The sequence below is a fragment of the Comamonas brasiliensis genome (genome assembly GCF_018292285.1).
Taxonomy (GTDB): Bacteria; Pseudomonadota; Gammaproteobacteria; order Burkholderiales; family Burkholderiaceae_C; genus Comamonas; species Comamonas brasiliensis.
This window is the reverse complement of record NZ_JAANES010000002.1, coordinates 42,131-63,293: the sequence shown is the minus strand read 5'-3', so window position 1 is coordinate 63,293 and position 21,163 is coordinate 42,131. Positions and strand designations below refer to the sequence as shown.

The window sequence follows — 21,163 nt, the reverse complement described above, 5'->3', positions numbered from 1 at the left end:
ACACAGGAGAGGTGGCAGAGTGGTCGAATGTACCTGACTCGAAATCAGGCGTACGTGCAAACGTACCGTGGGTTCGAATCCCACCCTCTCCGCCAATGCGGCTGTAGCTCAGCTGGATAGAGTACTTGGCTACGAACCAAGGGGTCGTGGGTTCGATTCCTGCCAGCCGCACCAAACGTTAAGCCTCAGAGTAGAAATACTCTGAGGCTTTTTCGTTTCTGGCGTCTGTGGGAGACAGGCGTTTGACAGAAAGGCCCGGCCACCGCAGTGTCCGGCCGGACCTTTATCAGGTCTTGCTCTATGCCTGCATCCCTGCACTGGCCAGCACGGCCAGGGCGCAGGAGGCGATGCGGCTGGCCACCGAATCGGAGCGGCTGGTCAGCACGATGGGCACGCGCATGCCCAGCACCAGGCCCGCGCATTCAGCGTTGGCCATGTAGACCAGCTGCTTGTAGATCATGTTTCCAGCTTCGAGGTTGGGTGCCAGCAGCACATCGGGACGGCCTGCGACATCGGAGACTATGCCCTTGTTGTGCGCCGAATGTAGTGAGATGGCGTTGTCGTAAGCCAGCGGGCCGTCAAAGATGCCGCCCGTGATCTGGCCGCGGTCGGCCATCTTGCACAGGGCTGCCGCATCGATGGTGCCGGGAATGGCAGGGTTGACGGTTTCCACTGCCGACAGCAGGGCCACGCGCGGCTGGACTATGCCGATGGCCTGCGCCAGATCGACAGCGTTCTGGGCGATGTCGCGCTTTTCCATCAGGCTGGGAAAGATGTTGACCACGCAGTCGGTCATCAGCAGCGGGCGGTCATAGCCGGGGATGTCCATGATGAATACATGGCTGGCCCGGCGGCTGCCGCGCAGGTCGGCTTCGCGCGCCACGGCCGCTCCGAGCAGATCGTCGCTGTGCAGGCTGCCCTTCATCAGAGCCCGGGCCTGGCCATCGCGGCACAGGGCTGCGGCCTGGGCGGCAGCGATGCGGGAGTCGTCCGCCGTGGCGTGGATCTCGGCGGCAGACAGATCCAGACCGGCAGAGCGAGCCGCAGCCTCGATGCGCTGGCGCGGGCCCACCAGCAGGGGCTTGATCAGGCCGGCTTCCGCCGCCTGCATGGCCGCCTGCAAAGAGCTGGCGTCGCAGGGGTAGGCCACGGCCACGGGAATCGGGCCGCAGGCCCGGGCTTGGTCGATCAATTGCTGGAGATGGGGACGCGGCGTGGCGGGCGCATCGTCGGCGGCCACGGCAAGGGAGAGTAGGGGAGTCATGAAAGCTCCTGCGGGGAAGTACAAGGCCCGGCGCGAGCAACGCAGGGGTCTGGGAGTCGGCTTTCGAGGGTCTTGCGCTTTACCCGGGGCGCATGAAACCGGCGCGGCCCGACCAAGGGACACCGAGGAAGGGCCTATGCCGGCCGCGCCGCCCCGCGCCGAGGGTGTCGTCCCCCTCCCCCGCGCAGCGGGTAGAGAGGGGGAAGGCGCGCAGCGCCTCAGGGGGTGTCAGACGGCGTCAGACAAAGTCTTTGTACTTGTCCAGCATGCGCACGGGCTTGGACAAGGCGTCGCGGCGGAAGGGATCGCCAAGTTCGCGGGTGCACATGATCTCGATCACGCAGGTCTTGCCTTCCTTCATCTGCATGTCGATGGCTTTTTGCAGTGCCGGGCCCACGTCCTCGATGTGGTCCACCACGATGCCTTCGGCACCCATGGCCTTGGCGATGTCGGAGAAGCTTTCGCTCTCCAGCTCGCCCGCCACGAAGCGGCGGTTGTAGAAGTCCACCTGGTTCTTCTTTTCCGCCCCCCACTGGCGGTTGTGGAACACCACGGCGGTCACGGGGATGTCGTGGCGCACGGCAGTCATGATTTCCATCATGCTCATGCCCCAGGCACCGTCACCTGCATAGGCGATGGCCGGGCGATCGGGTGCTGCGCACTTGGCTCCGATGATGGTGGGCAGGGCATAGCCGCAGTTGCCGAAGCTCATGGGAGCGAAGAAGCTGCGCGGCTCGTCGAAGCGCAGATAGCTGTTGGCCACCGAATTGATGTTGCCGATGTCGGTGGACACCATGACGCGCGCCGGCATGGCTTTTTCGAGCTCCCGCAGCACCTGGCGGGGATGCAGATAGCTGCCGCCGGTCGGCGTGCGTTCGCCCTTGGCCTCTTCGATCATGTCCAGGCTGTAGGGGTCGCGCTCGTGGGTCCAGCCGTCGAGCTCCTTCTCCCAGGCGGCCTTTTCCGTGGCGATGGTGTCGGCGCGCGCTGCCTTGGTGGCGTCACAGCCCAGCGTCACATCGGCCAGGCGCCTGCTCAGCTCGGCCGCCACGGCCTTGGCATCGCCGTTGATGCCCACGGCGATCTTCTTGACCAGGCCCAGGTTGGTGTGATCGGCCTCGATCTGGATGATCTTGGCCGTCTTGGGCCAGTAGTCCATGCCATGCTGGGGCAGGGTGCCGAAGGGACCCATGCGCGAGCCCAGCGCAATCACCACGTCGGCCTGGGCGATCAGCTTCATGGCGGCCTTGGAGCCCTGGTAGCCCAGAGGGCCGGCCCACAGCGGGTGCTTGGCGGGGAAGGCGTCGTTGCGCAGATAGCCCGTGGCCACGGGAGCGCCCAGGCGCTCGGCCAGCTGCCTGGCTTCCTCCACGGCATCGCCCATGACCACGCCGCCGCCGGCCAGGATCACCGGGAACTTGGCAGTCTTGAGCAGCTCCACGGCGGCCTGCAGGCTGGCCTCGCCGCCATGGCCGCGGTCCACGCGCATGGGCTTGGGGATTTCGCACTCGATCTCGCCGTAGAAGTAGTCACGCGGAATATTGAGCTGGGTCGGGCCCATCTCGGACATGGCGCGGTCGAAGACGCGGCCCGTGAACTCGGCCATGCGCTTGGGGTTGCAGACATGGCCCTGGTACTTGGTGAACTCCTGGAACATGGGCAGCTGATTGGCTTCCTGGAAGCCGCCCAGGCCCATGCCCATGGTGCCTGTCTCGGGGGTCACGATCACCACCGGGCTGTGCGCCCAGTAGGCTGCGGCAATCCCGGTCACGCAGTTGCTGATGCCGGGGCCGTTCTGGCCGATGACCACGCCGTGGCGACCCGAGACGCGGGCATAGCCGTCGGCCATATGGGCCGCACCTTGCTCATGCACCACCGGGATCAGGCGAATGCCTGCGGGGGCGAAGATGTCCATGGCATCCATGAAGGCGGAACCCATGATGCCGAACATCTCGCTGACGCCATTGGCGACGCAGGTTTCCACGAATGCTTCCGAAGGGGTCATCTTGTGAACGCCTTCAACCACTTTACGATTGTCCGTTGCAGCCATGTCTGTCTCCTTGAAAATTTGAAACCTATGGTTCCGAAAAAAGAAATAACGATGTCAGTCTATGGCATTTTTTTGTTTTCGTGCAAATAAATTTCTTTTTATGGAATAAATTGACTCGAAAAATGGAAATTAATATGATCGACAACGATATGAAGCACAGCGAAGAAACCCCCTCGGCTCGCCTGGACGGAGACACGCCCAATCTGCGTTTGTTCGCGCTGCTAGAAGCCGTGGCGCAGAAGAGCCAGCCCTTCACCTTGCAAACCATGGTGGAAGAGACAGGGTTGCCCAAGCCCACCATGCACCGCATGCTTGCGCAGCTGGAGGGCGCCGGAATCCTGCAAAGAGATGGCAACGGTCGCCACTACGGCACGGGCCAGCGGCTGATGCGGCTGGCAGAGAACGTGTTGCTCAACAACACCACGCATGGCGCGCGCCATGCGGTGCTGACCCAGCTGGTACGCGAGCTCGGCGAGAGCTGCAACATCACGGCTTTCTCGGGCAGCGAGGTCCTGTATCTGGACCGCGTGGAGACGCCGGCACCGCTGCGCTTTTATCTGCACCCGGGCTCGCGCGTTCCCGCGCACTGTTCGGCCACGGGCAAGCTGTTCCTGAGCCAGATGTCGCCCGCCCAGCGCCGCCGGCTGCTGGCCAATGTGCCGCTGGAAACGTTCACCGGCAACACGCTGACGACCTTCGAGGCGCTGGACCAGGAGCTCGATCAGGTGCGGGCGCAGGGCTATGCCTTCGACAACGAGGAGTTCCTGCCCGGGCTGCTGTGCCTTGGCGTGCTGGTGCCCGCACCCCAGGGCAACTCCAATATGGGGCTTGCCGTGCAGGCTCCCATCATGCGTTTTTCCAAGGAGAAGGCCTTGTCCTTTCTCCCAAAGCTGCAGGCGGCCGTTGCGGCGATCGCCCGCATTAACGATGACGTTCCACCGGAAGCCGATGATGACTGACCTGAGCCTGCTGCAGCCTACCCGTACCGTCAGCGTGCGCGATGTATTTGGCATCGACACGGACATGACCGTGCCGGCTTTTGCCGAGCGCAGCGAGCATGTTCCCGCCATTGACAAGGCCTACCGCCTGAATCCGCAGGTGACGCAAGCCATTATGGCGGGCTTCTCGCACAACCGGCGCGTCGTCATTCAGGGCCTGCACGGCACGGGAAAATCCACACATATAGAGCAGGTGGCGGCGAGGCTGAACTGGCCCTGCGTGCGCGTGAATCTGGACGGTCATATCAGCCGCCTGGATCTGGTGGGCAAGGACAGCATCGTGCTGCAGGATGGCAAGCAGGTGACCCAGTTCCAGGAAGGCATCCTGCCCTGGGCGCTGCAGCGGCCCGTGGCCATGGTGTTTGACGAGTACGACGCCGGACGCCCCGACGTGATGTTCGTCATCCAGCGGGTTCTGGAGCGTGAGGGCAGCTTTACCCTGCTCGATCAGAAGCGGGTGATTGAGCCGCATCCCTGCTTTCGGCTGTTTGCCACCATGAACACCCTGGGCCAGGGCAATCTCAACGGGCTCTATCACGGCACCCAGCAGCTCAACCATGCCCAGCTCGATCGCTGGAATCTGGTCACCAGCCTGAACTATCTGCCCCCGGCTGAGGAAGCGGCCATCGTGCTGGCGCGCGTGCCGGAGCTGGCCACGGCCGACGGGTGCCGCAAGGTGGACGCCATGGTGGCGCTGGCCGGGCTGACGCGCAAGGGCTTTGCGGTGGGCGATCTGTCCTTGCTGATGTCTCCGCGTACGGTGATTAGCTGGGCCGAGAACATCGTCATCTTCCACGACCTGAAGCTGGCCTTCGAGCTGTCGTTCCTCAACAAATGCGAGCCTGCCGAGCGCGCCATCGTGCGCGAGTATTTCCAGCGCTGCTTCGCCCAGGAGCTGGCGCAGCCTGAAGAACCAGCACTGGCGTTGCTGGCATGAGCACCGAGACCTCCGGCCCTGCCTCGTTGTCTTGCATGGAGGCCTGGGGCGGCGCCATGCTGCGCGCGGTCACCGGCGACGCCAGCCTGCAATGGAGCGGGCAGACGCTGTACCGCGGCACCACGCCCATACCACAGGCGGCGGCCCACCATAGTCAGGTGCCGGTGCAGCAGACGGATCAGCGCGGCCTGCTCGACAGCCTGGGGCTGCGTCTGCAGTGGAGCGACCAGGCCCTGTTTCAGGCGCATCTGCCACAGGACCCGGTGGAGCGCATGGTGTTCGAGCTGCTGGAGCAGTTGCGCGTGGAGAGTCTGGTGCCCGAGGCCTGGCCCGGAGCGCGCGAGAACATGCGCCAGCGCTTTGTGAACTGGTGCCAGGCATTCGTGGATTCCGGCCTCACGGAAAGCAGTCTGGGCATCTTGCTGTTCGCGGTGGCCGTCACGGCCTGGAGCCGGTTGACCGGACACGAGATACCGGAGCGCATGGCCGATCTGGTGGAGTCCACGCGGATGTCCATGGCTTCCCCGCTGGGCCGGCACTGGAATCGGCTGCGGCGCTTCAGAGACCGGCAGCAGCAGTTTGTCGAGCCTGCCCTGGCCGTCAGCCGCTGGGTCGGCATGGCGGTGCGTGCGGCGCAGGAGGATGCACCGCGCGGTGCCGGCGGCCCCAGGCGGCGCAGCAGTTTTGCCCTGCCTCTGCACTTTGAATCCCAGAGTCAGGACGGCATGCCCGTGGCGCAAAGCGGCGACAGCCGGGCCTGGGCCGGAACCGCGCAAAGCTACCGGGTCTTCACGCGCGAGTTCGATAGGGATGTGCAGGCCGCTGAGCTGATCCGTGCGCTGCAACTGGCCCAGTTCCGGGAGCAGATGGACGAGGAGCTGGCGCGTTCGGGATTGCAGCAGGCCGGGCGGCTGGCGCGCTATCTGCAACAGCGCCTGGCCAGCACGCAGCGCAATGGCTGGAACTTCGGGCTGGAAGAGGGGCATCTGGACGGCAGCCGCCTGTCCCAGTTGGTGACGGACCCGCAGCAGCGCGCGATTTTCAAGGACGAGATGCAGCGTCCCGTCAACGAGACCGCTGTCACCATTCTCATGGACTGCTCGGGCTCCATGAAAACCTTTGCCAGGCCCCTGTCGCTATTGCTCGATGTGCTGGGGCGGTCGCTGGAGATGGCCGGAGCGAGCGTGGAGATACTGGGGTTTTCCACGCAGGCCTGGAATGGCGGCAGAACGCGCCGCCGCTGGCAGCGCGCCGGCCAGCCCCAGTTTCCGGGGCGTCTCAACGAGCGCCTGCACATTGTCTTCAAGGACGGGGCCAAGCCCTGGCGTCATGCCCGGCACGGCATTGCGGCGCTGCGCAAGCCCGACATCTTTCGTGAAGGCATCGACGGCGAGGCCGTGGAATGGGCGTGCCAGAGGCTGCGTGCCAAGACCGCGCAGCGTCGCATCCTGCTTGTGGTCTCCGATGGCTGTCCCATGGACACGGCGACCCATCAAGCCAATGACGAGCATTATCTGGATCAGCACCTGCGGCAGGTGCTTGCCGCCCAGGAACGCATGGGTGGCGTGAAGGTCTGCGCCCTGGGCGTCGGGCTGGATCTGGGAGTCTTCTACCGTCAAAGGCTTGCCGTCGATCTGCAGCACGACATCGACGAGGCCTTGCTGTTTTCGGTGGCCGAGATGCTGTGCCGGCGATGACCGAGGTGGCGCGTGCGAGAGGTATCGCGCAAGGCCGGGCAAGCTCAGGCGAGCAGCCGAAACAACGGAAAACAGAAAAGCGGGAAGGCGCAATGCCAGCCCGCTTTTCTGTTTTCCGGAGTCATCGCCGCCGGGGAATCGGCCGGACTTACATGCGTCCCTTCCATGGAACCAGGCGCTTTTCGACCCAGCGCATGAACAGGTCGAACACATAGGCGATCAAGCCGATGACGATGATGCCCATGATCACGATGTCGGTGCGCAGGAAGTTCGAGGCGTTGAGCACCATCTGGCCCAGACCCACGTTCGCCGCCACCATTTCGGCGGCAACCAGAGTCGTCCAGCCAAAGCCGATGGCAATGCGCATGCCCACCAGAATGTCGGGCAGGGCCGCCGGCAAGATCACATGGCGGATCACCTGGAAGTAGCTTGCTCCCATCGAATAGGCGGCATTGATCTGCTCCTGTGCTGCGCTGCGCATGCCCGAGCGGGCCGCCAGGGCCAAGGGGGCAAAGCAGCTCAGGAAGATCAGCAGAATCTTCGGCGTTTCATCGATGCCGAACCAGATGATGATCAGCGGCAGATAGGCCAGTGGCGGCAGGGGGCGGTAGAACTCGATGGGGGGGTCGAAGATGCCGCGTGCGATGCGTGACATACCCATCGCAATGCCCAGCGGAACCGCAATCATGAAGGCCAGCCAGAACGCCACGGTCACGCGCAGCAGACTTGCCGAGAAATGCTGCCACAGCGGCTTGTCGTTGGCCTGCCCGGTCAGGTATTCATAGAACTGCTGGAACACCGCCTGCGGGCTGGGCAGGAACAAGGGCTTGATCCAGCCGAGATTGGTGGCGGCGAACCACAGTGCCAGCAGCAGGGCCACGGTGACGATGCTGATGCCGAGGCTGGAGCCTTCGCCAGGGGTCTTGAAGCGACTGGTCTTCACCGGTCCCGACGCCTGCGGCGCAGGAGGCTTGGGCTGCACGCGCGCGGTGGTGGCGGGCAGATGGTTGATTTGGACTGCTTCAGACATTGGCAGGCTCCCGGTGGTGAATCAGACTCAGAACTTCTTCGCGCATCCTGATGAAGTCGGGGCGCGACTTGACGGCGCGCGCATCGCCGGTGCGCAGAAACTCATGGCAGAACGGCATGTCGTCATAGACATGGGAGATGCGGCCCGGGCTGGGGCTCATGACGATCAGCCGGCTGGCCAGAAACAGCGCCTCCTCGACCGAATGGGTGATGAAGAACACCATCTTGTGGGTGGCATGCCAGACACGCAGCAGGATTTCCTGAACCTGCTCGCGCGTGAAGGCATCCAGCGCGCCCATGGGTTCGTCCATCAGCAGCAGTGCGGGGTCGTTGGCCAGCGCACGGGCAATGCCGACACGTTGCTGCATGCCGCCAGAAAGTTCATAGACGGCACGCCTGGCGTAGTTCTGCAAGCCGACGAGGCCCAGTTTCTCTTCGGCGATTTGCGTGCGCTGCTTCAGGTCCATGCCGCGCATGCGCAATCCCAGTGCGACGTTGTCGACCACATTGAGCCATGGCATCAGCGCATGCTTTTGAAACACCACACCTTGATTGGCGCCGGGGCCCTGAATGGGCTTGCCGTCCAGCAGGATCTGGCCGCTGGAAGGTGCCAGAAAACCTGCCATGCAGTTGAGCAGCGTGGTCTTGCCGCAGCCGGATGCCCCCAGAGCGACGACGAAGTCGCCTTCATGCATGGTCAGGTTGACGGGCGCCAGGGCCTGCAAGTGTCCGCCCTTGACCTCGTAATTGACGGTCAGGTCGCGTATATCCAGAGTCGGCATGACATTGCCCTCCTAGGTGAAACAAAGCGGGGAGCCACGACGGGGCTGGCCGTCGTGGGCGGGCAGTCAGCGGCCGAGCGCCTGCTTGACATAGCTGCTGGTCACGTACGCGGCGTAGTCGGGCTTGACCTCCTGGATTCGTCCCTGCGACTTCAGAAACGTTGCGGTATTGGTCATTGCCTTGGCCGCGCCGCCTTCCAGCCATTGCGCGCCAAGCTGCTCCTCGGCGCTGGGAAAGCGGTAAAGCGCCATGGCTGCGGGCACGTCCTTGGGGTCGGCCTTGCTCCATTTGGCAATCGCCTTGATCTCGGGCGAGTCCGGAGTCCACCTGGCCAGGTTGTCGCGCACCTGGGTACTGGCCCGATTCAGGGCCTTGATGAACGCCACCATGAACTGGGGATTTTCCTGGGCGAACTTGCTGCTCACGGCAATGCCCTCGAAGGTCGGATAGCCCATCTGCGCAATGGAGCCGGAGGTCGCAATCACCTTGCCCTTTTGCTTGACCTTGGCCAGCACCGGATCCCAGACAAAGGTTGCATCGATATCGCCGCGTTCCCAGGCCGCGGCAATTTCTGGCGGGCGCATGTTCATGATGTTGACCTTGCGCGCGTCAACGCCCTCCTTGCCCAGGGCCGCGACCAGCTGGTAGTGCGCGGTGGAGACGAACGGCACGCCTATGCGCTTGCCCTCCATGCTCTTGAAATTGCTGATGCCGCCGCCGTCGCGTGCCACCAGGGCCTCGGCACCGGCGATATCCGCAGAGATCCAGAGCAGCTTGATGTCCTGCCCCTGGCTAGCGGCAGCGGTCAGCGGGCTGGAGCCCACCTCTCCCATCTGCACGTCGCCCGAGGCCATCGCCCGTATCACGTCGCCGCCGCCCGAGAACATGCGCCAGTTGATCTTGTAGCCCGTCTCCTTTTCCAACTCGCCCGATTCCATCACCAGGCGCAGAGGCACCAGCATGTCCTGGTTGGCGAAGGTCACGGTTTTCTGCTGCGCCAGCGCGAAGCCGGTCATCGCCAGTGCGGCTGCTGCGACACCCGCTTTCAGCACCCATCGTTTTTGCATTTTCATTGCCAATTTCTCCATGGTTAGAGCGATATCGGTTGAAGACTTCGACCAGAGAACCCTTGCTGTGCTCACTCTTGCTGACTTGCTTTCCCATTCCCGCTTCTGGCTGAACCGGTTGAAAGCCGCATCGCGAGGCTCAAAGAGCTTTCTGAGCGGATCGTAGTGAGCAACCTTGCGCAGCCAGTAGGGCCAGTTGATGTGAATCGTTAGGTCCAGTCGCACACGGTCCCGGATGGTGCGCGCAGCATGGGCCGGCGTGCACCGCGACCGTGCATTGCAAAGCCTTGCAGGGCGCGGCTTGCGCGGGATATCTCGGTCCTGGTGGAAGGCGTTTTTTCGGCGTCTGCATGGGCTTAGGTGTATTCACTGATCGCAGACAGACGCGCGAGAATCGGGCTGTCCGGAAGGCATGAAGGCTTGCGCAATATGCATGCCAGAGAGGCGGATTTTTCCTGTGGCGGGGGGCACACGAGGGGGCACTGCACCGCATCCGTGGACAGCATGAAAAAAGCACCTTCTGGTGGAAGGTGCTCTTCGTTGTGTGCGGCCGGACGGTGGTTGGAAGGGTCAGTTCTTCTCGTCGTTCATGTGATACCAGTGGTAGAGAAAGCGCTGGCCCATGCGGCGAAATGGTGCAAAGGCCTCCGAGCGCACCATATTGAACACATTCGGATATTCGAGCGATGAGTTGTAGATTGGCAACTCGAAAGCCTTGATCTTCTGGCCTGCGATGCGCTGCGCCATGCGCCGGCCCGCGTGCGCGGAAAACGACACGCCGTTGCCGCCATAGCCGACCGCATAGAAGACGCTTTCTCCGGGATCGGGCTGGGTGATGCGCGGCATCATGTCGTGGCTCACATCGACCCAGCCCCACCAGGAGTAGTCCACCTGGATTCCTCTGAGGGCCGGGAACTTGTGGTGCAGTCCCTCGACCAGCTTGGCCATATGGACAGGATTGGGCGCATCGGCGCCGGTGATCGAGCTGCGGCTGCCGATCTGCACGCGGTTGTCGGGCAGCTTGCGGTAGTAAAAGCGCAGGGTGCGGGTGTCGGTGATGACCTGCGTGGTCTTGAAGTTGGTGGCTTCCAGCTCTTCTTCCGTCAGGGGCCGGGTGACCAGGGAGTTCGAGAGAATCGGCATGATCTTCGAGCGCAGGCTGGGATGCAGGCCGTTGCTGGTGTAGCCGCCAGTGGCAAAGCCGACGGCGCGTGCCTTGACCGTGCCGCCCGGTGTCCGCAGGTAGTGCACGCCGTTGCGTGTCTCCATGCCCAGCACGGGGCTGGCCGGGTGCACCTTCACTCCCAGCTCGCGGGCCTTGCGCAGATAGCCGAACGCCAGCTTGAGCGGATGCACGCCAATGCCGTCGGGCTCGTGCATCGCGCCACGGCAGTCGGCGTCGTCGACATAATCGCGGCGCACGGCGTCGACGCTGAGTATGCGGGCGTCATAGCCGAAGACTTCGCGCATGACGCGGGTCTCGTTGCGCAGAAAATCCATTTTTCTGTCTCGGTGGGCGATGTACAGATGCCCTCCCGGCTGTGGTTCGCATTCGGGAAACTCGGCAACCAGGTTCTTGAAGGTGTCGAAGCCTTCACGGATTTCCGCATCCAGCTTCAGGGCCACGTCCTTGCCCCAGCGCTCTATCCATTGCGAGCGATAGAGGCGGCCACTGGCATTCTGGCCCTGGCCGCCATTGCGGCTGGTGCAGCCCCAGGCGCTCTGGTTGGCTTCGAGAACCACCGCGCGGATGCCGTGCTCGCGGGCAAGAAACAGGGCGGTGGACAGACCCGTGAAGCCCGAGCCGACGATGACCACATCGGCTTCCATGTCGCCGCAAACCGGACCGTCGTCGTCGGGCGGCCGGCCTGCCGTCCCCACCCAGTAGGTCGGAGCGTAGCCAGCGCCATGTCCGGGATTTCTCGCAACCAGAGGGTCGTATTGCGGGTCGTACGGATTCAGGTGGCTGGGGCGGATGTCCTCGGCTTTCATGGCAATCGTCTCCTGGTGTGGCTGCGTTTGAAGCGGCGTTCTATGGCTATGGAATGGATGGACGCAAAGTCAATGCAGATGCCGTTGCAGGCCACTGCTTGCGGTGTCCAGAGCAGCATAGCCAGCCCCTTGCGCGGCTGGTTAGGGCCACGGCGCAGGTTTTGATGGAGCCAGCGCACCGACGGCTCAGGCGGCCCCGAGGCCCGGGCGCCTTGGCAGGACGGCAGGCGGATCTTCGGGCTGCCCGCTTTCGCGCAGCCGACCGAGATACCCCTGCAGTGCCCGCCGGTGTTCTCCTATCGTTTTCACCTAACTGAAGCGGGAGCGGAAGCACTTGCGCATGGCTTGGGCCTGCATCCGCAAGCGCAGCAGCAGAGCGCCGCGCCCAGAGGAGAAACGGGCTCTTTCGGGGCAGCTGCCGCACGCGCTGCCGTCGTTTCTCGATGACCCAGCGCCGTGAGGCGCCAAGTCCTTGGACTTAACGATTGCCGGTAACTGGTTCTACGAGCCGGAGCCGGTGCTACCTACGATGAGCCATCGGAATTTCAGGCATTTTTCGATCCCGGGCGGCCGCTTCTGCAAGGGCCGGAACCCAAGAAATGACAGCAATCTGGAGAACCTATGAGCAAGCAAGAATCCCAACCCGATGTCCAGTTCCTGGCGCGTTTTTCCGAGGCGTGGAATCGCCATGACATCGATGCACTGATGGACTTCATGGCCGATGAATGCGAGTTCCATGCCGTAGCCGGCCCCGATCTGATGGGCCGCAGCTTTGTGGGCCGTGAAGCCGTGCGCGAAGGCTTTCAGCTGGCCTGGCAGGCCTTCCCCGATGCCGCCTGGGTGGATGGAGAGCATTTTGTCCAGGGAGCGCGCGGCGTTTCGGAAAGCACCTTCAAGGGCACCAAGGCCGACGGCCTGCGTGTGGAAGCTCGCATGGTCGATGTCTTCACCTTCCGCGACGGCAAGATCGCCGTCAAGAACGCCTACCGCAAGGACCGTCCACCGGTAGCGCTTTCCTGACACGCGCGAGGCCGGCGTGCGCGCATTCTTGCTTTACGGCAGGAGGAGCGCTGCACGCAGGGCTTCACACGACAATTTTCAAGCAGATAACTGAACGACCACGGCAACGGCCTGCATGAGCAGCAAGGCACGACCCGATACATAAAGCCGTGGCGACCGGTATTCCCATGCCGGCAAGACAGGAGACAAAAATGATTGGAAATCCGCATTCGTCGCCGGACGGGCTGTCGCACAGCCTCAAACAGCGGCACATGACCATGATTGCCCTGGGCGGCGTCATCGGTGCCGGGCTGTTCGTCGGCAGCGGCGTGGTCATCAAGTCGGCCGGACCGGCAGCCGTCATCTCTTTTCTGATCACCGGCCTGCTGGTGGTGCTGGTGATGCGCATGCTGGGCGAGATGGCCTGCTCCATGACAGGCGGCTCGTTTTACGAGTACGCCCGCGAAGCCTGGCGCGACCGGCCTGCCGTGGGGCAGCTGGCGGGGTTTCTGACGGGCTGGATGTACTGGTATTTCTGGGTCATCGTCGTGGCCATCGAAGCGGTGGCGGGCGCCGAGCTGGTGCGCTACTGGCTGCCCGACGTGCCGGCCTGGAGCATCAGTCTGGTCCTGCTGGTCATGATGACGCTGACCAATCTGGTTTCGGTCAAATCCTTTGGCGAGTGCGAGTTCTGGCTGGCCTCCGTGAAGGTGGCCGCCATCGTGGTGTTTCTGTTCATCGCCGGCGTCTATGTGCTGGGCCTGACACCGGGAGGCGGCGGAATGCATGTCGCCAATCTGAGCCAGAACGGCGGCTTCATGCCCAACGGCATTGTTCCGGTGCTCACGGGGGCCGTGGCCGCGACCGGCTTCTATTTCGGTGCGGAGATCGTGACGATTGCGGCCGCCGAGACCGCCGAGCCCCAGAAGGCCGTGGCCAAGGCCACGAATTCGGTCATTCTGCGCGTGCTGGTGTTCTATGTGGGATCGGTGCTGCTGGTGGCCTGCCTGGTGCCATGGAACTCCATCGGCATGTCCACGCCCTATGTCAGCGCTCTCGATGCCATGGGCGTGCCGGCGGCGGCCCAGATCATGAATGCCGTGGTGCTTACGGCCGTGCTGTCGGCACTCAACTCCGGGCTTTATGCCTCTTCGCGCATGCTGTTTGCGCTGACGCGACGCGGCGATGCGCCCAAGGTGCTGGCCCAGGTCAGCCGCAACGGCGTGCCCGTGTACGCCATCCTGGTGGCCACCTTGTTTGGCTACGGCGCCATCGTCATGTCCTACCTGTCTCCCGACAAGGTGTTCGCCTTTCTCGTGAACTCCTACGGCACGGTGGCCATCTTTGTCTACATCCTGATTGCGATCTCCCAGCTGCGCCTGCGCTCGCGTCTGGAGCGCGAAGCGCCGCATCTGCTCAAGGTGCGCATGTGGTGCTTTCCTTACCTGACCTGGCTGGCGATTGCGGGCATGCTGTCCATCGTGGTGGCCATGGGCTTTATTCCCGAGCAGCGCACGCCGCTGGCACTGGGAGTGGCCAGTCTGTGCATCCTGCTGATTGCCTATGGCGTGCGCCAGGTGCTGCGGCGCGGGATGAATCCCGAGAACCTGCTCGACGAGCTGGCGCCGCCCAAGCTGCGCAAGAACTGAGACTTTCATCAAGCAAAGCCCCGGACCGCAAGGCCGGGGCTTTTTGCATTCCTACATGCGCTGCATGGCTTGCGCCAGGGCCTGGATGCCCTGGGCGATCTGTGCCGCAGGAATGGACTGGTAGCCCAGGCGGATGAAGTTGCCCGTGTTGCGGGGGGAAGTGAAGAACACATCGCCGGGCTCGATCAGCACCCCTTGCTCGGCAGCCTGGCGCGCCAGTGCCTGGGCGGGTATGTGGTCCGGCAGCTGCACCCAGCATGAGCCGCCGCCGCGCACGGGGGTGATGCGGCACTGCGGCAGGTGACGGGCCATGGCCGCCGTCAGCTCGGCATGACGCTCCTTCTGGGCCTGGCCGAGGCGGCGCAGCTGGGCCTCGTAATGACCCAGCGAGATGAACATGGCCAATGTGCGCTGAATGAAAGTGGAGGGGTGGCGGATCATGAGACGGCGCAGCGCGCGCAGTTCCTTGATCAGCTCGGGCGGAGCCACGATATAGCCCACACGCAGGCCCGGTGCCAGGCATTTGGAGAGGCTGCCGATATAGATCACGCGGTTGTTGCGGTCCAGGCTCTTGAGCGCCGGGATGGGCTGTTCATCGAAGCTGCTTTCGCTTTCGTAGTCGTCCTCGATGATGATGAGATCGTGCTTTTGTGCGGCTTCCAGCAAGGCTTCGCGCCGCTCCAGCGGCATGGTCACACCGGTGGGGCACTGGTGGCTGGGCGTGACGTAGAGGTACTCTAGCTTGCGCATGGCCGGGACGATGGGCAGTCCATCGCCATCCACGCCGATCGGAATGACCTGCGAGGTGCGGCTGCTGAAGATATTGCGCGCATCGGGGTAGCAGGGGTCCTCGATGCCGACGCAGGTGCCTTCGCGCATCAGCAGATCGGCCACCATGTACAGCGCATGCTGGGCGCCGACGGTGATGATGATCTCGTCGGGCGAGGCCCAGACGCCGCGGCGCGGCAGGATCTTGGTCTGTACCTGCTGGATGAGGCTGTCGTCGTCGCGCGTGATGTGATCGGGCGCCCACATGCGGATGTCCAGCACGCCCAGGGACTTGAGGCAGCACTCGCGCCAGGCGGCCGTGGGAAACAAGTCCTTGTCGAACTGGCCGTAGAGAAACGGATAGGGGAACCGCTGCCAGTCGTCTTCCTTGACGATGCTGCGCTGCAGGCTGGGGCGCAGCCACAGGCGGCGCGACCAGTCGGTATGCGCCTCGGCGTCCGTGCTCCTGCCGCTGCCCGGTGTGCGTTCGGCCGTGCGGCCCTGCAGCACGTCGGGATGGATGAAATGGCCTTTTCTCTCGCGGCTCAGCAGGAAGGCCTCCTCGGTCAGCTGCTGGTAGGCCATGACCACGGTGATGCGACCCACGCCCAGCAGCTTGGCCAGCTCGCGACTCGATGGAACGGCGTCGCCAGGCGCGAGGATGCCGCTCAGGATGGCATCGACCAGCATTTCGCGAATCTGACCCTGAAGGCTCAGAGAGGGCCTGGCACTGCGGCGAAACAGCTGCTCCCACATGGCCACGGATGGAGGAATGGAAGGCGAGGCCGGTTGTCTGTCTGTCGTCATTGATGGCTCTGAATGCACTGCCGCAGCGCGCGGCGACCGGTTGCCCTGATGCGCGGGGTCTGGTTCTTCGGGCCCATGAACGCGGCATCGCAGGGGCCGCCAGCAGCTTGCTGGCACCCGGCTTCAGCGCTCAAGATTAGCGCATATGCATGTGCTTGGAATCAGGCTTTTCATGTGGTTGCAGCCCAGAGGCAGGGCGCGGGATCTGAAATTTCTGGAAGACTTTTCTGCGGGCCTGAAAATAAGTATACAATTCGAGGCTTAGCGGCTGTAGCTCAGCTGGATAGAGTACTTGGCTACGAACCAAGGGGTCGTGGGTTCGATTCCTGCCAGCCGCACCAAACGACAAGCCTCAGAACTGAAAGGTTCTGAGGCTTTTTCGTTTCTGCCTTGCCTTTGGCGGCAGGATTGCCGGTGCTGGATGTCTTTGAAGAAAAATCCGGGTTTTCACCGAGCGACTCCAAAATCTGTATATAATCCGAGGCTTAGCGGCTGTAGCTCAGCTGGATAGAGTACTTGGCTACGAACCAAGGGGTCGTGGGTTCGATTCCTGCCAGCCGCACCAAACGACAAGCCTCAGAACTGCAAGGTTCTGAGGCTTTTTCGTTTCCGGACTTTGACAGAGGCTGGCCAAGGCAGGCACGGATCTGTGTGAAGATCGGCCTCATGAGCAAGGCTTTCACCAAAGAATCGGACGGCGACGACGATGACGACGTCGGCGCTCTGCCGCCATTGCCCGCCGGCGGCAAGAACTACATCACGCCCCAGGGCTACCAGCGCATCAAGGACGAGCTGCTGGACCTGATCGACAACGAGCGCCCCAAGATCGTGGAGATCGTGCACTGGGCAGCCAGCAATGGCGACCGTTCCGAGAACGGCGATTATCTCTACGGCAAAAAGCGGCTGCGCGAGATAGACCGCCGCATCCGCTTTCTCACCAAGAGACTGGAGATTGCCGAGGTTGTCGACCCTGCCGTTCATGCGGGCAGCGATCAGGTCTTTTTCGGCGCCACGGTCAGCTATGTCGATGACGAGGGCGTGGAGCGCACCATCACCATCATGGGCATTGACGAGGCGGACAGCGCGCAGAACCAGGTCAGCTGGATTGCCCCGGTTTCGCGCGCGCTGCTCAAGGCGCGCGTGGGCGACGAGGTGGCCTTGCCTACGCCGGCCGGTGTGCGCATGCTGGAGATTCTGGACGTCAGCTATCCGCAGCCTGCAGCACGTTCCTGAGTGCACGAGCTGCAAAAAAGCGCGGCTTCCACATCGGAAGCCGCGCTTTTATTTTGTGAGCTGCACTCGCTTGATATTCAACGATTTCAGATAGTTTTTGTATTGAATTCGTTGATCATCAAACGCTAAAAGCTATTGTTTTTGAGATGGGTTGCCAGCCTGCAGGCGTTGCAGCAGCTCCAGCGTGGGGTAGCCGTCTGCCACCAGGCCCTCGCTTTGCTGGTATTGGCGCAGCCCGGCCCGGGTGGCCGGACCCATCACGCCGTCGGCGGCGCCGGTGGCAAAGCCGCGCTGGCTGAGCGCGGTCTGCATTGCCTTGGTCTGCTCGCGCGTCAGGGCGCCGAGTTCGCGCGGCCACTCGGCGCTGACGCCGCCATTGCCTGCCAGCTGTGAGGCGAGCAGGCTCACGGCCAGCGCATAGTTGGTGGAGTTGTTGTAGCGCAGGATGGCGCGGAAGTTGCTGCCCACCATGAAGGCAGGGCCGCGAGCGCCGGCCGGCGCGATGATGCTGGCGCCGGCCATGGCGGGCAAGGCCTGGCCGTTCACGGCCTGCACGCCTTCTGCGGCCCAGGCCGGGCTGTTCTGGCGCGTGGCGAGTTCGGCGCGCGCGTAGTCGAAATTGGCCGGCAGGCGCACCTCGATCCCCCAGGGCTCGCTGGCGTTCCAGCCCGCGCTGGCCAGATAGTTGGCCGTGGATGCGGCCACGTCGGCCATGGAGCCCCAGATGTCGCGGCGGCCGTCTCCGTCGGCATCCACGGCATATTGCAGGAATACCGAGGGCAGGAACTGGGTGTTGCCCATGGCGCCCGCCCAGGAGCTGATCATGTGAGCGGCGTCGATATCGCCGTTGTCGATGATGCGCAGTGCGGCAATCAGCTCTTTTTGTGCCCATTCGGCACGGCGGCCGTCGAAGGCCAGAGTGGCCAGCGCATCCACGGCCGAGAAGCTGCCGAAGTTGCTGCCGTAATTGCTTTCCATGCCCCAGATGGCTGCAATCACCGGCGCCGGCACGCCATAGCGCTGGCTGGCCGCCTGCAGGCTGGCGCCGTGTTCCTGCATCTTGAGCTTGCCGGTCTTGATGCGCTGTGCGGAGACGGCGCTATCCAGGTATTGCCAGGGCGTGCGTGTGAACTCGGGCTGGGAGCGGTCGAGCCTGACGATGCTGGGCTGCAGCTTGGCGCCGGCCAGGGCACTGCCAAGCGTGCGTTCCGAAATGCCCGCAGCGCGTGCACGCGGGGCGAATTCCTGCTTCCAGTGCGCGAAGTTGCGGGCCTGTATGGGGTTTTCCGCTGCTGCCGGCTCGCCCGTGGCTTGCTCTGCCTTGGCGGCACTCGCCGGCTCGGGCGCGGCCGCCGCAGGCGGTTCGGGCCGGGTGGCGCAGCCTGCGAGCAGGGCTGCCGCGATGGCGGTGGCCAGCAGGTGCTGACGGGCATTCAGGAGCGAATTGGCGGTTTGGGGCATGGCTGTGATTGTCGCTTGCAGCCGCAGCCGGGGAGTGCTTGCAGGGCGCGATAGTGCTTGCAGAATGCAACAAAATCTTTCGCCCGGCACAAAGCAAAAGGCCGCCAGCGGCGGCCTTGAGCGAGCGGGCGGGCGGGCAGCGTATCAGGCCATGACGCGGCTGGCGCGGATCACCGAATGCAGGCGACGCAGATTGCGCAGCGCATTCTCCAGCTGCACGCTGTTCTGCACGGAGATGACAAAGCGCAGATCCGTGGTGCCGATCGCTGCTTCGTCGGTCATCTCGACGCGCACGATATCGGCTTCGGCATTCGATAGCTCGGCCGCCACGCGGGCCAGCACGCCCTTGTTGTTCTGCACCGTGACCACGATGCCGGCCTCGAACAGGCGTGTGATGTCGTCGGACCAGTCCACCGTGATGAAACGGTCGGCATCCTTTTCGCGCAGCTTGATGGCATTGTTGCAATGGGCGTGGTGCACGACCAGGCCCTGGCCGCCAAGGTAGCCCAGAATCGGATCGCCCGGCACAGGGCGGCAGCAGTGCGAGTAGTAGACCGAGCTGCTCTCGTCGCCGTTGAGCGTGACCGCGCCCTGGAAGGGGCGGTTGTGCGTGTTGAAGCGCTCCTGTGTGATGAGCAGCGCATCGGGGCGCACGCCTTGCTTGGTCATGAAGCTGGTCATGCGCGCGGCTACCAGGGAGGCGATGCGGCGACCCATGCCGATATCGACCATGAGGTCTGCCGGTGTGCGGTTGCCCGTGATGCGCAAAATCTCGTCCCAGACGCCCTTGTTGGCATCGTCCTGCGACGGCACGCTGTCAATGCCTTCGGCGCGCAAAGCCTGGGCCAGCAGCGTTTCTCCGAGCTGGCCGGCTTCGGTCTGGGCCGCATTCTTGAGGTAGGAGCGAATCTTGGAACGCGCGCGCCCGGTTTTCACAAAGCTCAGCCAGGCTGGATTGGGCGTGGAGGTTTCGGAGGTAATGATCTGCACCACATCGCCGCTCTTGAGCTCGGTGCGCAGCGGCACTTCCTCGTCATTGATCTTGGCGGCCGTGGTGCGGTGCCCGATCTTGCTGTGGATGGCGTAGGCAAAGTCCACCACCGTGGCGCCGCGCGGCATGGCCATGATCTCGCTCTTGGGCGTGAACACGTACACGGCATCGGGAAAGAGATCGACCTTGACGTGATCCCAGAACTCCGCCGCGTCGCGGGTCTCGTTCTGGATATCGAGCAGGGACTGCAGCCACTGGGTGGACAGATGCTCGGAGTCATGACCTTGCTGCGCCTTGTACAGCCAGTGGGCCGCGACGCCGGCCTCGGCCACGATGTTCATCTCTTCCGTTCGAATCTGGAATTCGATGCTGACGCTGGAGGGGCCGACCAGCGTGGTGTGCAGCGACTGGTAGCCATTGCTCTTGGCAATGGCGATGTAGTCCTTGAAGCGGCCCGGCATGGGCTTGTACTTCTGGTGCAGCACACCGAGGGCCGTGTAGCAGTCCAGCGTCTTGGGGACGATGATGCGAAAGCCGTAGATGTCGGTGACCTTGGCAAAGCTCAGCTGGTTCTTCTGCATGCGCTGGTACAGCGAATACAGCGTGCTCTCGCGGCCCAGCAGCCGCACCGCCAGGCTGTGCGTGGCAAAGGCGGTGCTGACTTCGTCCTGCACGCGCTGCACCAGATCGCGGCGGCGCGTGCGCGAGCGGCCTATGGCTTTTTCCAACGTGGCATAGCGCCAGGGATGCAGATGCTTGAACGACAGGTCCTGCAACTCGCGATAGGTCTGGTTCAGACCCAGGCGGTGCGCGATGGGCGCATAGATCTCCAGCGTTTCGGACGAGATGCGGCCCCACTTGCTGCGCGGCATGTCGCTCATGGTGCGCATGTTGTGGGTGCGGTCGGCCAGCTTGATCAGGATGACGCGCACATCGCGCGCCATGGCCAGCAGCATCTTGCGAAAGGATTCGGCCTGGTTTTCCTCGCGGGTATTGAACTGCAGCTTGTCCAGCTTGGTCAGCCCGTCCACCAGCTCAGCCACGTCCTCGCCGAAGCGCTCCTTCAGATCCAGCTTGGTGATGCCGCAATCCTCCATGGAGTCATGCAGCAGGGCTGCCATCAGGGCAGGGGCGTCGAGCTTCCAGTTGGCGCAGATTCCCGTGACCGCGATGGGGTGGGTGATATAGGGATCTCCACTGCTGCGCCACTGATCGGTATGTGCTTGATCTGCGTAGACATAGGCCTGGCGCACGCGCTCGGCGCTGTCGGCATCCAGATAGCCCAGATGCTCCATCAACCCGTCAAAAGCAGCAGCCGACACACGTGCAGCCTGTTCAGCGGGCATGCGCTGAGGCTTGGCCGGTGCCGTAGAAGAAGGTGCAATCGTCGAGTTCTGGGCCGCTGTCATATTCCTTAAATGTAGCCTGCAAGTACCGA

Annotated in this window: 15 protein-coding genes and 4 tRNA genes; 10 read left to right on the top strand and 9 right to left on the bottom strand. The window is 63.5% G+C overall.

All coding sequences use genetic code 11. The features are described from left to right. Positions 1–5: 5 nt before the first annotated feature. Positions 6–95: transfer RNA gene (locus DJFAAGMI_RS08560), tRNA-Ser, on the top strand. Positions 96–97: 2 nt separating this feature from the next. Next, a tRNA-Arg gene (locus tag DJFAAGMI_RS08555) sits at positions 98–174 on the top strand. A 124-nt stretch (positions 175–298) separates the two neighbouring features. Here DJFAAGMI_RS08555 and DJFAAGMI_RS08550 read toward each other — a convergent pair. Next, positions 299–1,264 carry a bifunctional enoyl-CoA hydratase/phosphate acetyltransferase gene (locus DJFAAGMI_RS08550; RefSeq protein ID WP_211456826.1) on the bottom strand — a complete coding sequence of 322 codons (966 nt, stop codon included), beginning with the start codon at positions 1,262–1,264 and terminating at the stop codon, positions 299–301. Positions 1,265–1,502: 238 nt separating this feature from the next. Beyond that, a complete protein-coding gene (gene xsc, locus DJFAAGMI_RS08545) occupies positions 1,503–3,314 on the bottom strand; it encodes a sulfoacetaldehyde acetyltransferase (protein WP_003052049.1) in 1,812 nt (603 codons plus the stop codon). Positions 3,315–3,448: 134 nt separating this feature from the next. Between xsc and DJFAAGMI_RS08540 the strand changes: the two genes are divergently transcribed. The 3 genes from DJFAAGMI_RS08540 to DJFAAGMI_RS08530 are packed head-to-tail and all read left to right on the top strand — an operon-like array spanning position 3,449 to position 6,946. Next, positions 3,449–4,273: an IclR family transcriptional regulator gene (locus DJFAAGMI_RS08540; RefSeq protein WP_043009178.1), complete on the top strand. Its 825-nt coding sequence runs from the start codon at positions 3,449–3,451 to the stop codon at positions 4,271–4,273. Next, a complete protein-coding gene (locus DJFAAGMI_RS08535; protein ID WP_211456825.1) occupies positions 4,266–5,249 on the top strand; it encodes an AAA family ATPase in 984 nt (327 codons plus the stop codon). Before DJFAAGMI_RS08540 ends, DJFAAGMI_RS08535 begins: the two co-directional genes overlap by 8 nt. Next, the gene (locus DJFAAGMI_RS08530; RefSeq protein ID WP_211456824.1) at positions 5,246–6,946 is read left to right on the top strand and encodes a cobaltochelatase CobT-related protein; all 1,701 of its coding nucleotides are present in this window, start codon (positions 5,246–5,248) and stop codon (positions 6,944–6,946) included. Before DJFAAGMI_RS08535 ends, DJFAAGMI_RS08530 begins: the two co-directional genes overlap by 4 nt. A gap of 148 nt (positions 6,947–7,094) precedes the next feature. On the opposite strand, the gene DJFAAGMI_RS08525 is transcribed toward DJFAAGMI_RS08530, so the two are convergent. The 4 genes from DJFAAGMI_RS08525 to DJFAAGMI_RS08510 form a co-directional block, all read right to left on the bottom strand. Continuing rightward, a complete protein-coding gene (locus DJFAAGMI_RS08525; protein ID WP_211456823.1) occupies positions 7,095–7,976 on the bottom strand; it encodes an ABC transporter permease subunit in 882 nt (293 codons plus the stop codon). Further along, positions 7,969–8,757: a taurine ABC transporter ATP-binding protein gene (locus tag DJFAAGMI_RS08520; RefSeq protein WP_167005052.1), complete on the bottom strand. Its 789-nt coding sequence runs from the start codon at positions 8,755–8,757 to the stop codon at positions 7,969–7,971. Before DJFAAGMI_RS08520 ends, DJFAAGMI_RS08525 begins: the two co-directional genes overlap by 8 nt. A 66-nt stretch (positions 8,758–8,823) precedes the next feature. Further along, the gene (tauA, locus tag DJFAAGMI_RS08515; protein ID WP_211456822.1) at positions 8,824–9,831 is read right to left on the bottom strand and encodes a taurine ABC transporter substrate-binding protein; all 1,008 of its coding nucleotides are present in this window, start codon (positions 9,829–9,831) and stop codon (positions 8,824–8,826) included. 564 nt (positions 9,832–10,395) lie between these two features. After that, entirely contained in the window at positions 10,396–11,817 is a 1,422-nt protein-coding gene (locus DJFAAGMI_RS08510) for an NAD(P)/FAD-dependent oxidoreductase (protein ID WP_211456821.1), read from the bottom strand. 621 nt (positions 11,818–12,438) lie between these two features. On the opposite strand from DJFAAGMI_RS08510, the gene DJFAAGMI_RS08505 reads away from it, so the two are divergent. Together DJFAAGMI_RS08505 and DJFAAGMI_RS08500 are read left to right on the top strand one after the other, a co-directional pair. Next, positions 12,439–12,837, top strand: coding sequence for a nuclear transport factor 2 family protein (locus DJFAAGMI_RS08505; RefSeq protein ID WP_043009186.1), 399 nt, complete (start codon positions 12,439–12,441; stop codon positions 12,835–12,837). A 191-nt stretch (positions 12,838–13,028) separates the two neighbouring features. Then, the gene (locus DJFAAGMI_RS08500; protein WP_211456820.1) at positions 13,029–14,465 is read left to right on the top strand and encodes an amino acid permease; all 1,437 of its coding nucleotides are present in this window, start codon (positions 13,029–13,031) and stop codon (positions 14,463–14,465) included. 51 nt (positions 14,466–14,516) lie between these two features. Here the strand turns inward: DJFAAGMI_RS08500 and pdxR are convergent, their stop codons facing one another. Next, positions 14,517–16,040, bottom strand: coding sequence for a MocR-like pyridoxine biosynthesis transcription factor PdxR (gene pdxR, locus DJFAAGMI_RS08495; protein WP_211456819.1), 1,524 nt, complete (start codon positions 16,038–16,040; stop codon positions 14,517–14,519). Positions 16,041–16,304: 264 nt separating this feature from the next. Between pdxR and DJFAAGMI_RS08490 the strand changes: the two genes are divergently transcribed. The 3 genes from DJFAAGMI_RS08490 to greB all read left to right on the top strand — a co-directional run bounded on the left by DJFAAGMI_RS08490 (position 16,305) and on the right by greB (position 17,273). Next, positions 16,305–16,381 (top strand) — tRNA-Arg (locus tag DJFAAGMI_RS08490). A gap of 147 nt (positions 16,382–16,528) precedes the next feature. Continuing rightward, positions 16,529–16,605: transfer RNA gene (locus DJFAAGMI_RS08485), tRNA-Arg, on the top strand. A 101-nt stretch (positions 16,606–16,706) separates the two neighbouring features. Beyond that, positions 16,707–17,273 (top strand): transcription elongation factor GreB, encoded by a 567-nt coding sequence (gene greB, locus DJFAAGMI_RS08480; RefSeq protein WP_003052072.1) that lies wholly within the window; start codon positions 16,707–16,709, stop codon positions 17,271–17,273. Between the two features lie 132 nt (positions 17,274–17,405). Here greB and DJFAAGMI_RS08475 read toward each other — a convergent pair whose 3' ends face one another. Both DJFAAGMI_RS08475 and DJFAAGMI_RS08470 read right to left on the bottom strand, forming a co-directional pair. After that, on the bottom strand, positions 17,406–18,743 hold the full coding sequence (locus DJFAAGMI_RS08475) for a lytic murein transglycosylase (protein ID WP_211457394.1): 1,338 nt from the start codon (positions 18,741–18,743) through the stop codon (positions 17,406–17,408). Positions 18,744–18,878: 135 nt separating this feature from the next. Continuing rightward, positions 18,879–21,134: a RelA/SpoT family protein gene (locus DJFAAGMI_RS08470; RefSeq protein WP_211456818.1), complete on the bottom strand. Its 2,256-nt coding sequence runs from the start codon at positions 21,132–21,134 to the stop codon at positions 18,879–18,881. Between the last annotated feature and the right edge of the window lie 29 nt (positions 21,135–21,163).

What these genes read in the sequence shown, in the direction of transcription:
- DJFAAGMI_RS08535 (WP_211456825.1), top strand. Translation starts at nt 4,266, where the DNA reads ATGACTGACCTGAGCCTGCTGCAGCCTACCCGTACCGTCAGCGTGCGC.
- DJFAAGMI_RS08500 (WP_211456820.1), top strand. Translation starts at nt 13,029, where the DNA reads ATGATTGGAAATCCGCATTCGTCGCCGGACGGGCTGTCGCACAGCCTC.
- DJFAAGMI_RS08530 (WP_211456824.1), top strand. Translation starts at nt 5,246, where the DNA reads ATGAGCACCGAGACCTCCGGCCCTGCCTCGTTGTCTTGCATGGAGGCC.
- pdxR (WP_211456819.1), bottom strand. Translation starts at nt 16,040, where the DNA reads ATGACGACAGACAGACAACCGGCCTCGCCTTCCATTCCTCCATCCGTG.
- DJFAAGMI_RS08525 (WP_211456823.1), bottom strand. Translation starts at nt 7,976, where the DNA reads ATGTCTGAAGCAGTCCAAATCAACCATCTGCCCGCCACCACCGCGCGC.
- DJFAAGMI_RS08505 (WP_043009186.1), top strand. Translation starts at nt 12,439, where the DNA reads ATGAGCAAGCAAGAATCCCAACCCGATGTCCAGTTCCTGGCGCGTTTT.
- DJFAAGMI_RS08540 (WP_043009178.1), top strand. Translation starts at nt 3,449, where the DNA reads ATGATCGACAACGATATGAAGCACAGCGAAGAAACCCCCTCGGCTCGC.
- tauA (WP_211456822.1), bottom strand. Translation starts at nt 9,831, where the DNA reads ATGAAAATGCAAAAACGATGGGTGCTGAAAGCGGGTGTCGCAGCAGCC.
- DJFAAGMI_RS08470 (WP_211456818.1), bottom strand. Translation starts at nt 21,134, where the DNA reads ATGACAGCGGCCCAGAACTCGACGATTGCACCTTCTTCTACGGCACCG.
- xsc (WP_003052049.1), bottom strand. Translation starts at nt 3,314, where the DNA reads ATGGCTGCAACGGACAATCGTAAAGTGGTTGAAGGCGTTCACAAGATG.
- greB (WP_003052072.1), top strand. Translation starts at nt 16,707, where the DNA reads ATGAGCAAGGCTTTCACCAAAGAATCGGACGGCGACGACGATGACGAC.
- DJFAAGMI_RS08510 (WP_211456821.1), bottom strand. Translation starts at nt 11,817, where the DNA reads ATGAAAGCCGAGGACATCCGCCCCAGCCACCTGAATCCGTACGACCCG.
- DJFAAGMI_RS08550 (WP_211456826.1), bottom strand. Translation starts at nt 1,264, where the DNA reads ATGACTCCCCTACTCTCCCTTGCCGTGGCCGCCGACGATGCGCCCGCC.
- DJFAAGMI_RS08520 (WP_167005052.1), bottom strand. Translation starts at nt 8,757, where the DNA reads ATGCCGACTCTGGATATACGCGACCTGACCGTCAATTACGAGGTCAAG.